This is a genomic window from Candidatus Albibeggiatoa sp. nov. BB20, assembly GCA_016744725.1.
Classification (GTDB): domain Bacteria; phylum Pseudomonadota; class Gammaproteobacteria; order Beggiatoales; family Beggiatoaceae; genus Albibeggiatoa.
Window position 1 is genome coordinate 1 of sequence record JADGDW010000123.1, and the last position, 14751, is coordinate 14751.

Below are 14751 nucleotides of genomic sequence, written 5' to 3' on the forward strand. Positions count from 1 at the left end.
GACAGGAAGAAAATCCGGTTATCATTTATATGAAGGGAACACCTAAATTTCCTCAATGTGGTTTCTCAATGCGTGCAGCACAAGCAATGACACAATGTGAAGTGCCTTTCGCCTATGTTAATATTTTAGAAGATATGGAAGTGTATGAGAATTTACCACACTTTGCGAACTGGCCAACATTTCCACAAATTTATATTAATGGTGAATTAATTGGTGGCTGTGATATTACCTTAGAATTATTTTCTAATGGCGAATTGAAAAAAATGATGGAAGCGGCCGCACAAAAAGCAGCATAATTCCCTCAAGTTTTAGCAAGGAGTGCAGTATAATGATTGATGCACTCCTGCTAGATAAGCCAGTCCCTCAAAATGCTCAAGACCATCTCTCTCAGCCAGTTTTCCCCATCTGAATTTTTACAACACTATTGGCAAAAAAAACCGCTATTAATTCGCCAAGCGATTCCCAATTTTTCCAGCCCGATTACACCCGATGAGTTGGCAGGCTTAGCCTGTGAACCTGATGTCGAATCACGTTTAATCCGTGAACAAGATGGTGATAAATCGTGGACATTGCGTTATGGGCCTTTTAGCGAAGATGATTTTTCCCAGTTACCCGAAACCCATTGGACATTATTAGTTCAAGAAGCCAATAAACAGGTTCCCGAAATTGAAGACATCTTAGACCTTTTTAATTTTGTGCCTTCGTGGCGGGTCGATGATTTGATGATTAGTTATGCAGTGCCTCAAGGCTCAGTAGGTGCGCATACAGATAGCTATGATGTGTTTTTGTTGCAAGCACACGGTCTGCGACGTTGGCAAATCTCCCTGCAAAATGGCGAATTATTGCCTGATTTAGAATTAAAGATTTTAAAAGAGTTTTCACCCGAGGAAAGCTGGATATTAGAACCGGGCGACATGTTATATTTACCGCCAAATACTGCCCATCACGGTGTTGCTTTAGATGAATGTATGACATTTTCTATTGGCTTTCTTGCGCCTACTCATAATGAGATGATTCAAGATTTTGTCGATTACAGTTTAAATGAGCTAGATGCTGAGAAACGCTATGCTGATCCTGAGTTACAATTGCCGAAAAATACAGGTGAAATCAGCGGTGAGGCTTTACAAAAAATTCAACGTATTATCCAGAATTTATCAACGGATAGCCGCAGTGTGAATCAGTGGTTTGGGTGTTTTATTAGCGAAAGCCGAGCAGGAACAAGCTATGAACAACCAGAGCCTGCGTATGATAAAAAAGAATGGTTGAATATCTTTCAGCATGAAAGTCAACTACGCCGTATTGCCAAGCTATTATTTATCAATGAATCTGAGGGTATGACATTATTTATTGAAGGTCGTGCTATACCTATTTCCAAATCCTGCCAAGCAGCGATCCCCATTTTAAGCTCGCAACGTGAATTTAGTTACCCTGAATTGCAAGCTTATTTAGATAATGATGAATTGGTTGATTTGCTAGTTGATTTCACCAATTTGGGTTTTATATATTTTTATGATGAAGATGAACCCGCAGATCAGGGTTGATGGGTTTGTAGATATTGCTGCAGTTGCTGTTCGCGATATTGGATTAATGCAGGAATTTGTTGTTTATAATGCTGAATCTTTTGAGTAATGTTCAGATTATCTTGATAGTACAACTCAATGAGTGGCAATGGATCAATACTTTTATCATTGGGTTTCAGTTCAAAATGTAACTGGGGTTGAATTGCATTACCTGCTGCACCGTCAATCCGCCCTATGACTTGCCCTTGCTTGACCTTATCGCCTTCTTGCACATCGACTCGGGTCAAATGCACATACAAGGTATAAAGCTCTTTTGCATGTTTTAATTTGATATACAAGCCCGATAATTTACCCGGTTTAACCGCCACCACTTTACCGTCAGCCATCGCCAAAACATCAATATTATTGACATAAATATCATAACCTTTGTGTTTTCGAGGTTTGCCCAACCAATCACCACGTTGTGAACCAAAGTGCGGCAAGCCGTCTCTAATCACGTCATCAGGTGTAAAACCAATCGATTTATCAATGAATTGTGCTATTTGCATTGCTTTTAACGGCATTTTAAATTGAATATTACCTAACTCAAATAAGGTGACTTGAGGTTTTGCGTTGAGGCTTTGCATATTCCGAGTTAAATTGGACTGACATTCATGAAAGCAAATATCGAGTTGATGGGTTTGATTTTGAACCGTGAATTGATAATTGGGTTCTAGTGTCACAACGATCCAAACTGTTTGTTTATCGTGCTGCGCCCAATGAATTTTTTTAACCGTAGGATGTGGTTCTAGCGATAATTCACCCGCTTGTGACACACAATTTTCCATAGGAATAATCAGCTTATGGGCTTCTTGTAGCAGTGAACCGAGTTGACAATCCGTATGATGAATACTTAAACGTGCGCCTTCAAAATGAATATGTTGAATTTGCCCTGCGTAAGCTAAGAACGGTATTAAAAACAATCCAATCGTTACAGAAATGGCTTTCAACATTCAAAGGACTCCAGTTGAGTAAGGGTAAGAAACTCTAGTCAGCAAGCCATATACCAAGAATATTATTCCATTTTGATTGAGTTAGGATTAACGGCTCTAAAACGATAAAAATATAAGCGGATTTATTATCAGTTCTGGTCGTTTGTTAGGACTACTCCGCTTTTAAAACGTGTGTAGTCCTAGAACCATAATATTGCTTAATCAGGTATAGTAAATGGGCTATCGTTTGCCGCTAAATAAGAGTTAAGACTTTAGAAAGCAATTCTCGAACACGTTGGATGCCACCTTCTAAATTACGTTCAATATCTTCCATTGTAATTTGTTCAGGCCCACGTCCTGCCGCTTCATTGACGATCAAAGCACAGGTTGCATAATTAATTTCAGCTTCTCGTGCTAAAGCCGCTTCTGGCATCCCTGTCATCCCAACTAAATCACAGCCATCTTTTTCTAAACGGTCAATTTCGGCAGTGGTTTCCAGTCTAGGCCCTTGAGTTGCAGCATAAACGCCTTTGTCATGTACAGGAAAACCTAAATCTTTCGCGGCATTCAATAGTTTTTCACGTAATTCAAATGTATAGGGATCAGTGAAATCAATGTGCTGTACATCAGTATCTTCAAAGAAAGTATGTTTACGTCCCCAAGTATAATCCACCAATTGATGCGGAATCACTAAATCTTGGGGCTTCATATCCATGTTAATACCACCTACTGCAGCCACTGCAATGATATTTTTGACCCCAAGTTCTTTTAAGCACCAAATATTAGCCTGATAGTTGATTTTATGGGGTGGAATGGTGTGGCGTGAACCATGGCGTGGCAGAAATATGACAGGTTTGCCACTATATTTACCATGTGTGATCGGACTGGATGCTTCACCATAAGGGGTGTACATCATTTCCCTATGGGTAATTTCCAAGCCTTCCAATGCTGTTAAGCCCGTTCCACCAATAATTGCTACTAATTCGCTCATAAACCTTTCACCGCGTAAATGCCTGCAACATGACGTAAATGACCTTTATAGTCCATGCCGTAACCAAATACATAACGGTCTGGTACGGTTACGCCGACAAAATCTGCTTTGCTTAAACCTTTGCGTTCTCTATCTTTATCAACTAAAACGGCTGTGTACACTTTGGTCGCACCTGCTTGATAACAGTATTCCATAATAGATTGCAAGGTGATGCCTTCATCTAAAATATCATCCATAACCAGAATTGAACGGCCTTCTAAACACAATTTAGGGCGTTTTTGCCAATCTAAATCATGGCCTTGAGTGGTATCACGATAACGAGTGGCATGAATATAATCAAGTTCTAAAGGAAATTGTAATCGTGTTGCTAATTGGCCAGAAAAAATTAACCCACCTAACATCACACTTAAACAGATAGGAAATTCTTCTTGTAGCAATTGGGTGATTTCAGCTGCCATGCGGTCAAGCCCTTGCTCTACTTCTGCTTGATTATAAATTAAATCTGCTTCTTGCAGGACAGTTTGCACAGTATTTTTGTCAAGGCTTTCTGTCATAGCACATCCTGTTTTTTTGGGTTAAAAACTAAATAATAACACGCCATTGCTGCGTGGGAAATGAAAGATAAGCATCCCATTGTTTATTTGCTATAGTCAATTTCGTTTTGGGTATTAGGATTGGCAGTCCTATAAAACTTTAAATATCAATTACTTTTAAAACCAAGAACTGTCAGTTCTATATCATCTTAGAATAAAACGACTATATTTTTGTGTAACACATCTTTATGAGAGAATAAACGATGTTTCTTGAAATATTCTTTGAAATTATCACTATTTTAGGTAGTACGATCGCTTTACTTTTTGGTACAAATTTTTTCTATGTTGATAGAAAGCTACAAACCAAAGTGTCAGAAGATATTAGAGAAACTGAGCGACAAGCATTTATAGAAAAACCTGAAAAAGAACTAGAAGAAAAACTACAAAAATTAATCCAATAACAACAAGGGCTTAAAGAGCGTACTGCCGAGATAACAAAGCTTATCCATGAAAGCCAAGAAGCCATTTCCCATGGCCGATTATTCAAACTATACAGCAGACAAATTGAAAAATATCAACAAGAAACCCGTTCTCGAGCAACATGGTCATTTATATTTGCCATCATTTCCATGTCATTTGGATTTGGTTTTGTTATTTGGGGAGGTTCTGTGTTATTGACAGCTAAAGAGCCGATTGTATTAGCAGCAGGAGGCCTATTATCAACGGTCGGTGGTGCTGTTAGTGGATTTATCACAAAGACATTCCTTGATGTACACAAATTATCACTTAAACAACTCAACCGTTACTTTCAACAACCTGTTATCAATGACCATATTTTAATGGTGCAACGCTTGGCTGATGATTCTCGAGATGAAGAAATCAGAAAAAAAGCTTACGATAAAATCATTGACAGCATAACGAAATTAATAGATTCGAAAGGTAATATAGAATCCATCTGAACCCGACAAAAGTTTAGCAAATAACCAAATCACGGCCTTGCCTGTTGAAATTGTCAATTTAGGATTATTTCGCTGCTCAAAACTAGCCTTCACTAAGGGGTGATGCAATATTGCCCCTTTTTAGAACATGACAAAATTTAATAGAATTGGATTTACAGGGGGACACTGCTTACAGAAATATCTAAATCTATAAGTGATATTTACCAATAATCAACAGCTCGGGAATTCATTGAAATATGCAGTAAAATTAATAAATTATAAAGATAGTAAAGAGCTTTGTAACTTATTTAAATATTTTGTATATTCTAAAAATTGTCCGAACTGTTGTTCCATAGTTGTTTTATTTTAAAGTGATACAGGACTGGCAGTCCTCAATTTTAAAACTGATTGATACTTAAAGTATAAAAGGATTGCCAGTCCTAACATACAAATCGAAATTGACTATATACAATGAAGAAAAATTAAACCTTAGCCACAATAGAGACTAACACCCGCCTACGATCTTCTAAGATGACTCGACTTGCCATAATTTGCACATCGATAGTATCTCCATTTTTCCGCTGTTCTCCACGACGTTTAACAAAACTAGGGTCTTCACGGGTCATCAAAATGCTGTAATACTCTCGAACCGCATCACTGTGAGTTGCCGTAGGTAAAACCAATGTAAATGGCTCACCAACCATTTCCGCCTCAGTATAACCATACATCTCCACATAGGTTCGATTGACCTGTAAATAACGTCCACGATCATCCGTAATACACACACCTAATTTCACAATATCAAAAATGGATGAAATCAATGCCTCACTATCGGCAATGGTTTTTGGTAAATGATGATGCTTATGTGCATTAGGGTCTATATGGGTTTCAATCTGTCCTAAATGCCACGTATGCCAACCTGGAATAGGGAAATGTTTTGCCACACTGACCCACGTTACATTCTTCAAATTCCCTTCTTTACAGGCCAATTGGGTTTTCCAATGTGATTCCAAGCTCTTAGAATCATCTGCAACCCGCCGTCTTTCATCTAACATGCGGCGACGATCATTAATATCGGGATATAAAATATCTAAAGCTTTTGGATTGGCCACCATATCATCAGCACTGTAACCTGTAATATCCTCACAAGCCTGATTCCAGAAAATAATATTGCCTTCAATATCAAACGCATTCAGCATGATTGGCATGTGCTCAACCACCATATACATTCGTTCTTCACTGGCCTGTAAACTGGCTTGAGTCTGTTTATATTCGGTTACATCCAGCGCAAAGACGATAACGCCCACAATTTCACCTTGATTATTGCGATACGGAATTTTATCAATTTGCAACCAATGGGTATCATTATGCTCATCAGAATAACGCGCACTGATATCATATTGTGGTTTTCCTAGCTGAATCGTTTCTTCACAATCATTAAATTTAGAGGTGATAGACTCATCATTGCCAAAGGTTTCTTTTGCTAACTTATTGGTTTTTAACAGATGATTATCATTATCCCGATACCAAATCATGGCAGGCACAGTATTGAATATCATTTGCTGTTCTTCCCATTGCTTGCGCAAGGTTTCCCACATCCGCTTACGCTCACTAATGTCATGCAGCAACCCAAAACTAAACAACACCGTCCCTTTAGCATCTCGCACCGCATCAACACGTTGCCATACTGGGAAAGTTGTACCTTGATTATCCATCATATCCAACTCGCCTTCCCAAGTGCCACCTTTTTCAATCTCAGGGCTAATTTGCGACTCTAAAACATTCAATGATTCGGCTGGGAAATAATCGCGGAAACTGAGTTGTTTGGCTTCTTTTAAATTGCGTCTAAACAAACGTTCATGGGCTGGATTGATATAAATCAGCTCACCATTTGGATTGCTAATGAAAATCGCTTCTTCTGATGACTCTATAATCGATTTGAATAAACGTAAATGACCCTGCGCTTTCTTACGTTCGGTCACATCAATACCCACGCCAAATAAATAATCTAAACTGCCGTTGGCTTTAACAATCGCGCGGCTATGCCATTCAACTAATAATTGATGCCCAGATTTTGTCAGTACATGGCTTTCCATTAATAGCGGCTGCATGGTTTTAATCAGCGTATCAAATTCTTTGGAAGCAATCGCGCGTTCAGACTCAGGAATAAAGGTGGTTAAAAACTCTTTATCCGTCACATCGCTCAATTCATAGCCCAATGCCGTCAACATCGCTTTATTAATCATGCGGGTTTTACCATCGGGATTGATGGCAAAGAAAAATGCGGGTGAGGCCTGTACAAGGGTGTTTATAAAATCTTTTTCCTTGCGTAAAGCTTCTTCAGCCGCTTTGCGTTCGGTAATATCTTTAACAGTGGCACAAATCAGTGAACGCCCTTGGAATAAATAAGTGTTGCCTGCGGAAATTTCGACAGGGAATACCGTTCCATCTTTTTTACGATGCCAGCGTAATGGAATCACTTGGACTTTTTTATTATTGGTACTGAACGCCGCCCGTTTTTGTGATTCAGCAGATACCGCTTCTGTGGTCATACGGGAAAATTCTTCTTTAGAATAGCCGTACAAATCCACTGCTGCCCGATTGACATCAAAGAAGTATTGGGTGTTTGCATCATAAACCACGGTTGGATTGCTGGCTGCTTCAAACAATTGGCGGTATTTGGATTCATTTTCCCATAGCGAGGTTTCAATATCACGCTTCTCGCTAACATCACGTACCGCGACGGCAACCCATTGTTTATTGTCGCACTTAAAGGGACTGGTACGCATTTCGACAGGGAATACATTACCATCTTGTTTGGTATGATATTGCTGTAACACTTCCTTCGTATTTTTCTGCAATGCATTGGCGGCTTTATCAGGTTGAGCTGATAATTCAACAATGGTTTTTTCCAATAATTGGCCACGACTATAACCATAAATATGGGATGCAGCTTTATTCACATCTAAAATCGTTAAGCTTTTTTGCTCGACTAAAAACAGCCCATCATCTTCAACTTCCAACACTTGACGATATTTGCGCTCTAATTTTTGCAGCTCGTCTTCCATACTATGCGATTCAGTAATGTCCACATGTGTACCAATCATCCGAATCGCTTTGCCATCGGTATCCCGAACCACTACGGCATGATTTAGCACCCAGCGATATTCATCTTGATTGTCTTTAATCCGATGCGAATTTTCACAATAGCTGGTAATGCCTTCAATCGTATTTTGAATGTCGGTCATTACTCGTTGATAATCATCAGGATGAATTCGATCATGCCAAAAGTTAATGGTGTTGATTGCTTCGTTCAAATTAAATCCAAACATTTGTCGCCATCGTGGGGAGAAATTCACCGTATTATTTTCTAATTCCCAATCCCATAAATCATAATTGCCTTCGGGTAAATTACTGATGGAGGGTTTTTGTGTATTCTTGCGTAAGGCCTGCTCCATTTCCTTATAAGCACTCATGTCAGCAAATGAAATTACCACCGCATAAGGAGTTGTCACATCATCGCGCCATAAAGGATAGGAATTGATCCGAATCCACACAATTGAGCCATCAGGTTTAACCACACCCATCATCACATCAGAATAAGGTTCGCCTGTGCGTAGCGTACAAATTGCAGGGTGGGTTTCGGTAGGAAAAGGTGAGCCGTCTTCGTGAATTGCACCCCAATCAGGATCAATCAAAGTCCAGCCCATCATTTGTTCAGCGGATAAGCCTAAAATCCGTTCAGCACTAGGATTGCACGCGCCGATTGTACCGTTGGCATATTGTAGCACCACGCCTTCACGCAGCACATTGAGCATTTCATCGGCTACCATCGGCTGTTCACGGTCGCTAATGTCCATGCCTACGGCATAATATGCGTATTCACTAGACGCAGCGTTATTGGTTTCCCATAAAATAGTGCGATAGGTTTCATCACTACAGCGAAAACGGCAAGAAAATGAAACCGTGGTTAAACCTGATTCCATTTGCTCGAAATAATATTGAGTAGAAGGCTGATCTTCAGGGTGTACGAAGCTTAAAAAGGGTTTTGCTAATAATTGACCCGTTGTTAAGCCTAATAAGGTTTCCCACGCAGTATTGACTTCAATAAATTGCCGTTTAAAGTCTAAAATACAAAATAAAGCTGATGACCGCCAAAAGAAACGGGAATGTTGCGCGTTATTCGCTGACATAATGCTTTCCTAAACCACAATAGAGTGACTCATAGGCATCGCACAGCAGTGACACTTTTCCTACCCCATTTCATTTGCGATTTGTGATTGTTAATCGGATGCCTATCCACTGATGTGTTAACTGTTCACTATTAATTGTTTATTGCTTATGGGTAATTGATAATTGATATATGTGAATCATTTTGTCATCGCCACTTAAAGTCAAGTAGCGGCTATTTGGGCTAAATGCAACTGCCATCACTGCAGTAGAATGCACGGAAGGCGACTGTAATAAAGCCCCTGTTTGTACATCCCAAATTTTCAGGTTGTGTCCTTGGCCACCACTTCCTGAAGCAATCAATTGTCCATCTGGGCTGAATGCAACCGTCATTACGGTGTGTTGATGCCCTGTCAACGTATGTTGTATTGTACCTGTATCTAACTGCCAAATTTTAATATTATTTTTTGTGCCGCCACTACCAACAACCAATCTTTTATCATCTGAAGACAGTGCCATCGCCATAATCGAGCCATTTTGGCCTTTAAGTGTCTTGAGTACCCGCTGTGTGTTGATATCCCAGATTTTAATGGTTTCATCCCAACTGCCTGAGATGATTTTTGTTCCATCAGAAGTGTAAGCCAATGCCCATACTGAATCTTCATGACCTGTTAAAGTATGAATTAACTGTCCTGTTTCAGTATCCCAAATCTTAATGGTTTTATCCCAACTTCCCGTAGCAATTTGTTGACCACTAGGGCTAAATACAACGGCAGACACCGAGGTTTGGTGACCTTTTAATTTAAATTTTAGTTTACGTTGAGGAGCATCCCAAATTCTAGCGGTATCGTCAACACCACCACTTCCTGAGACTATCCATTGCTTATCAGGGCTTAAAGCAATGCGATTAATCCAGTTTTTATGCCCAGACAAAGTATACATTAATCGGCCTGACTTAAATTGCCAAACTTTGATCGTTTTATCCAAGCTGCCTGAAACCAACCACTTTCCATCATGGCTGAAATCTAACGACATTACTGAATCATCATGTGCAACAATGGTTTTGATCTCATTGGCTGTGACTGTCATCGTGGTTTCGATTGGAACGGTCTTACAATGAGTCAAAAATAGTATCGTAATGAATAAAAAAGTGGCTAAAGCGCACTGCCTCACGTTTTAGTCTCCTGCGAATGCGAACAATGGTTTGGGGAAATACCATGCAAAACTCGTTCAATCAATGAACATATTTAATGAATAATAATAAACCATTGGAAATTAAGCCCAGATTCATCAAATATTCTCGTTTCTATATACATTTAAGATTCTTATAGTTATACCTATCAAAGCGTGAAAAATAAAGGGAATTCTTGAGTTTATTTGTAAAATAATTCAATACGTATTTTTTAGATTTTGGGGAGTTAATACAAAAACTGCAACTTTGTGGGGTTATATCATAGATTTATTGAGGGAATGATCTATTTTGTGCTCATATCAATATTTCGGGCAATTCTTGAGGGTCAATAAAGCTGATAGGATTTCCTGTTACATATTTGTTGAAAACAGCATTGGTGGTATGAAATGCTACCGAATTCTTGTAAATAAGCTGAGAACCCATCTGCTTAATCTATATGACCTCATGCTTGGATTTTGTGACAGACTTTGGAATTTCTACATGACTGTTTTTTTATCATGAAACAACTCTAAAATTTAAGGTAAATACCCTTATTTATTCTTTTTAACCCTAGAACTGTGGCATGAGTGTGGCATAATAACGGTCAAGCTAATATTGGAAAAAGGATGTATCATTATGTTAGAACAGGAATTAGTGAAAATAGGCGGTACAAAATTATTAGGTGGCACTTTGCTTTCTATTGGTGGTGTTTCTGCTTTAGCTATAGGTGGTGTTATTGCGTGGAAAATGTGGAACAAAGATACGAGCAAAACATCAACAACCGATACTCCTGTACCTAAAACGACTCAGTCGACAGAATCACTTGCCGAACAACAATGTACAGGTGATGAGTCTGCTCAAACACTACAAGCAGAATTACAAGCAGAAATTAATGCACTCAATGCAGAAAAGCAGCAATTATCTGAACAAGTAGATGAACTTAAAACCAAGAATTCAAAAACACAGTCTACAACCATTCCGCCTGTTATTGAAAAACACAATGACGACAGTTTTCCTAAAACTAATTTAAAACTAGGGATGCTACAACAACTGATCCGTGAAAATCTTGACTTTAGAAATGCAACAACCTAATTGTGGCTGTCTTAATATAAATTCGAGCCTGACTTGATATAAACGCTGCGTTGATATAAACCATTGTTGCTTAATACAGTACATAAACTTAGTTTATTAAATCTATTGTGCAAAACATGATTAAGTGATTATACTACTCAGGCCATTAAGATTTAATTTGAAATATTCAATTCTCTGTTTGCTGATAAAAATTAGTAATATAAGACCTATAAGTATGTTTAATCAAAAATGATTTGCACGTGTGTTATGTACATTTCTTTTGGATTAAAAACAAATAAAATATGATGTTTATAGGTTTTTTTAGAGCCTTTATATTAGTAATATAGTGTTTAAATCTTAAAAACTCACTTCCAATCATAAAGACCACTACTTGAGAGGTTTTATTATGCTAAAAAACACACCTTCAATACTTACAGCTTGCTTGGCTGGCTTTCTTGCTACAAGTACTGTCTCTGCTGAAGTTATCTCTATCCCACTTAATGCTGAAAATGAAGACAAATGGGAATTCGCAGATGCAACATATACGTTTGAAACTTACCTAGGCCAAGAAGCCCTTATTTTAGAAAAAGGCTTAGTATTAGCTAAAGATTCAGATGGATTTGTTAATGGTACAGTTGAATTTGACATCGTTTATGACCGTGCTTATGACCCTGATATTGAAAAAGGGTTCGGTGGTGTTGCATTTCGTGCTCACAGCTTAACTGAATATCAAGTTGTTCACAGTCGTGACAATAACTTTGGTACAACTTACGGCTTACATTACTTCCCTATTTATGATGGCCAAAATGCAGTCCAATTATATTATGGTCCAGGCCATAACCCTGCAGTCATGAATGCACCTTACGATCAATGGGTTCACATCAAATTAGTGGTTGCTGACGACCAAGGTGAAGTCTTTATTGAAGATATGACAACCCCTGTTTTATTCATCAATAATATTCGTGGTGATAGAAAAGCAGGTAAAGTAGGTCTTTACGGTGATTATGGTTTACCAATTCCATTATCATCAGTACGTATTTCTAACTTTAGCTATGAAATTGCAGATGCGCCTCCAGCTTTAGTAGGTACGCCTGACGAAGTGAAATATGCAAATGATCCTAACTTAGTTCAAAGTTGGTTAATTTCAAAGCCTTTTACTGCACCAGACGCAGTTACACCTAAATTAGCTGAAACAGCACGTGACGGTCTTGAATGGGATGTATTAAATTCTGATTATGTTGGGATTGCTAATATTTCTGAAGTTGCGCATTGGTCTCCTACTACAAATGCTGTATTTGCCCGTATCAATATTAATTCTGACTAAAAAAAAAAAAAAAAATTCTCTTTTGGCTTCAGTGATACTGCAAGTATATATCTTAACGGTAAACTTTTAATTGATATGAATGACGAATTCCAAAAACGTGACTATCGTTTCTTAGGCACTATGGGCTTTTTTGATGATATTTACTTACCATTGCGTAAAGGTGGTAATGAACTTTGGATTCTAGTTACTGAAAAATTTGCGGGCTGGGGTGTTAAAGGTAAATTTGATGATTTAGAAGGCATCCAAGTGGATATTTCAACAGCACCAGCAATAAGCTTTGACGGTTCTGGTAATGATTGTGCTGCAACCTACTCTCCTGTTACTGGTAAATTAAATGTACCTTGCGTTGAACTTGTGAATGATCCTAATTTATATGAAGTAGGCTTAACACAAGAAGGTTCTGTTTTCTCAGTTGATGAAGACAGCATTAGACCTCGTTAAGATTCACAGCAAGTAGTAATAGAAATCTAAAATATGGCTCAAGTTAAATAAAAATAAATAAACACCTGCATTTTTAATTAAATTGTGCTACATTTTTCGTGATTTCTGGAGCTATAACATTGTTGAATCTAATTGAAGATCTGATAGGTGATTAAAACTTATCAGGTCTTTTATTTAGATAGCGCAGCAACATTAGTCCAGATAAACTGATTTTTTGCAGATTTCCGTAACCAAACATTTAGGAGTAGGTTTCATGAATAAGCAACAGGCGGCACTTTTAGTGCTACTCAGTGCGGGTAGTCTTAGTGTTTCAGCGGCACAACAAGGTGTTTATTTATCTGTCGACCTCGGTGGACAGATTTCCAGTTCTAATGCAAATCAAAAAGGCACAAATGGGCCTAATACACCTGATTACGATATTGAAAACAGTGTGGTATATGGTTTTGGTGTTGGTTTTGATACAGGTAAGAATGTACGTCTTGAAGCTGAATTACGTTTCCGCAGCTTAGATACAGATGATAGCTATCGTGATGGTCTTGGCTCTCGAACTGAGCAAAGCTTTAGTGTTAACAGTCAAATGGATGCTTTAACCTTTATGGGTAATGCAATATATGACTTTGATATACAAGGCAGCCCACTAATGCCTTATGTTAAAGCAGGGATTGGCTTTGCTAAAATTGATACAGAAGCTACTTTAGATATTCAGCCTACATTTTCGCAATTCGGCATTGGCCTTTGGCAATATCCTGATGATGATACGACTAACTTTGCTTGGTCATTAGGTTTTGGCGCACGCTATGCGATTCAAGACAATTTATATTTAGACCTTGAATACCAATATATTGATATGGGTGAAGCCGCAACCCAAGTTGATGTGAATGGAGACCATGTTGAAGCTGATTTACAATCACATGAAATTACTTTAGGTTTAAATTACCATTTCTAAAGTTTGTTTTTGGTTTGCTCTAGGGATAATGCTGTATTATCCCTTGTGTTATTACTATAATAAAATGACTGTCTTAAAAAGACTGAGGGCAATTTCTCTAAAAATAATATTAAGCCCCGTATATTTATTCGAATATTCTTGCATTAGCACTCAAAACCCTTGCTCATACTCATTGCCAAAATTAGGATACTGTCATGCCAAATACTTTTTACGCTGGAATTGACCTCGGTACCAGCCGTTCATGTATTGCGACCTCAACTGGAAAGCGTATTACAACCCGAACCTGTGTTGGCTATCCCAAAGATATGATTGCACAAAAGCGTTTTGGCAAAGATTATTTATTAGGTGATGATGCGTTAGATAATCGTTTAGCCTTAGATATGGTATGGCCGTTGGCTGAAGGTGTGATTTGTGAAGATGAAAGAGCTTTAGAAGCTACCGTTTTAATTTTGAAACATCTTATCGCTGAAGCCTTACCAGAAATGCAAAAAGAAGATGAAATTTATGTTGCGATTGGTGTGCCTGCTCAAGCCAGCATTACCAATAAAAAAGCGATTCTGGATATAACTAAAGATTTTATTAACAAAATTTTGATTGTCAGCGAAGCCTTTAGTGTCGCGTATGCGATTGACCGTTTTGATGAATGTTTAATTGTGGATATTGGTGCGGGCACAA

14 protein-coding genes are annotated in these 14751 nt (G+C 38.3%); 9 read left to right on the forward strand and 5 right to left on the reverse strand.

The features are described from left to right. A partial coding sequence (gene grxD / locus ABXH34_RS13300) for a Grx4 family monothiol glutaredoxin (protein ID WP_353572372.1) occupies nt 1-296 on the forward strand: 296 nt, incomplete at its 5' end. Between the two features lie 72 nt (nt 297-368). Further along, the gene (locus ABXH34_RS13305) at nt 369-1541 is read left to right on the forward strand and encodes a JmjC domain-containing protein (RefSeq protein ID WP_353572373.1); all 1173 of its coding nucleotides are present in this window, start codon (nt 369-371) and stop codon (nt 1539-1541) included. Here the strand turns inward: ABXH34_RS13305 and ABXH34_RS13310 are convergent. From ABXH34_RS13310 to ABXH34_RS13320, 3 genes are all read right to left on the reverse strand, one after another. Beyond that, the gene (locus ABXH34_RS13310) at nt 1532-2512 is read right to left on the reverse strand and encodes a M23 family metallopeptidase (protein ID WP_353572374.1); all 981 of its coding nucleotides are present in this window, start codon (nt 2510-2512) and stop codon (nt 1532-1534) included. The genes ABXH34_RS13305 and ABXH34_RS13310 overlap by 10 nt on opposite strands. A 232-nt stretch (nt 2513-2744) precedes the next feature. Beyond that, nucleotides 2745-3482: an S-methyl-5'-thioinosine phosphorylase gene (locus tag ABXH34_RS13315; RefSeq protein WP_353572375.1), complete on the reverse strand. Its 738-nt coding sequence runs from the start codon at nt 3480-3482 to the stop codon at nt 2745-2747. Further along, entirely contained in the window at nt 3479-4036 is a 558-nt protein-coding gene (locus ABXH34_RS13320) for a hypoxanthine-guanine phosphoribosyltransferase (protein WP_353572376.1), read from the reverse strand. The genes ABXH34_RS13315 and ABXH34_RS13320 overlap by 4 nt, the downstream gene beginning before the upstream one ends. A gap of 242 nt (nt 4037-4278) precedes the next feature. Between ABXH34_RS13320 and ABXH34_RS13325 the strand changes: the two genes are divergently transcribed. Continuing rightward, nucleotides 4279-4476 carry a hypothetical protein gene (locus tag ABXH34_RS13325; RefSeq protein WP_353572377.1) on the forward strand — a complete coding sequence of 66 codons (198 nt, stop codon included), beginning with the start codon at nt 4279-4281 and terminating at the stop codon, nt 4474-4476. A 102-nt stretch (nt 4477-4578) separates the two neighbouring features. Further along, complete coding sequence (locus tag ABXH34_RS13330; protein ID WP_353572385.1) at nt 4579-4974, forward strand: TRADD-N-associated membrane domain-containing protein; 396 nt, start codon at nt 4579-4581, stop codon at nt 4972-4974. Nucleotides 4975-5435: 461 nt separating this feature from the next. On the opposite strand, the gene ABXH34_RS13335 is transcribed toward ABXH34_RS13330, so the two are convergent. Together ABXH34_RS13335 and ABXH34_RS13340 are read right to left on the reverse strand one after the other, a co-directional pair. Continuing rightward, the gene (locus tag ABXH34_RS13335; protein ID WP_353572378.1) at nt 5436-9146 is read right to left on the reverse strand and encodes a PAS domain S-box protein; all 3711 of its coding nucleotides are present in this window, start codon (nt 9144-9146) and stop codon (nt 5436-5438) included. Nucleotides 9147-9285: 139 nt separating this feature from the next. Then, complete coding sequence (locus ABXH34_RS13340) at nt 9286-10248, reverse strand: WD40 repeat domain-containing protein (RefSeq protein ID WP_353572379.1); 963 nt, start codon at nt 10246-10248, stop codon at nt 9286-9288. 682 nt (nt 10249-10930) lie between these two features. Between ABXH34_RS13340 and ABXH34_RS13345 the strand changes: the two genes are divergently transcribed. The 5 genes from ABXH34_RS13345 to ABXH34_RS13365 all read left to right on the forward strand — a co-directional run. Beyond that, complete coding sequence (locus ABXH34_RS13345; RefSeq protein WP_353572380.1) at nt 10931-11386, forward strand: hypothetical protein; 456 nt, start codon at nt 10931-10933, stop codon at nt 11384-11386. A gap of 385 nt (nt 11387-11771) precedes the next feature. Next, nucleotides 11772-12689, forward strand: coding sequence for a hypothetical protein (locus ABXH34_RS13350; protein ID WP_353572381.1), 918 nt, complete (start codon nt 11772-11774; stop codon nt 12687-12689). Nucleotides 12690-12764: 75 nt separating this feature from the next. Then, nucleotides 12765-13130 carry a hypothetical protein gene (locus ABXH34_RS13355; protein ID WP_353572382.1) on the forward strand — a complete coding sequence of 122 codons (366 nt, stop codon included), beginning with the start codon at nt 12765-12767 and terminating at the stop codon, nt 13128-13130. Nucleotides 13131-13383: 253 nt separating this feature from the next. After that, nucleotides 13384-14076 (forward strand): outer membrane protein, encoded by a 693-nt coding sequence (locus ABXH34_RS13360; protein WP_353572383.1) that lies wholly within the window; start codon nt 13384-13386, stop codon nt 14074-14076. A gap of 194 nt (nt 14077-14270) precedes the next feature. Next, nucleotides 14271-14751, forward strand: a 481-nt coding sequence (locus ABXH34_RS13365) for a rod shape-determining protein (protein WP_353572384.1), incomplete at its 3' end; no start/stop codon positions are given.

Bases quoted from the DNA above. Each gene is read 5' to 3' on its own strand.
- ABXH34_RS13305 (WP_353572373.1), top strand. From the start codon at position 369: ATGCTCAAGACCATCTCTCTCAGCCAGTTTTCCCCATCTGAATTTTTA.
- ABXH34_RS13310 (WP_353572374.1), bottom strand. From the start codon at position 2,512: ATGTTGAAAGCCATTTCTGTAACGATTGGATTGTTTTTAATACCGTTC.
- ABXH34_RS13315 (WP_353572375.1), bottom strand. From the start codon at position 3,482: ATGAGCGAATTAGTAGCAATTATTGGTGGAACGGGCTTAACAGCATTG.
- ABXH34_RS13320 (WP_353572376.1), bottom strand. From the start codon at position 4,036: ATGACAGAAAGCCTTGACAAAAATACTGTGCAAACTGTCCTGCAAGAA.
- ABXH34_RS13325 (WP_353572377.1), top strand. From the start codon at position 4,279: ATGTTTCTTGAAATATTCTTTGAAATTATCACTATTTTAGGTAGTACG.
- ABXH34_RS13335 (WP_353572378.1), bottom strand. From the start codon at position 9,146: ATGTCAGCGAATAACGCGCAACATTCCCGTTTCTTTTGGCGGTCATCA.
- ABXH34_RS13345 (WP_353572380.1), top strand. From the start codon at position 10,931: ATGTTAGAACAGGAATTAGTGAAAATAGGCGGTACAAAATTATTAGGT.
- ABXH34_RS13350 (WP_353572381.1), top strand. From the start codon at position 11,772: ATGCTAAAAAACACACCTTCAATACTTACAGCTTGCTTGGCTGGCTTT.
- ABXH34_RS13355 (WP_353572382.1), top strand. From the start codon at position 12,765: ATGAATGACGAATTCCAAAAACGTGACTATCGTTTCTTAGGCACTATG.
- ABXH34_RS13360 (WP_353572383.1), top strand. From the start codon at position 13,384: ATGAATAAGCAACAGGCGGCACTTTTAGTGCTACTCAGTGCGGGTAGT.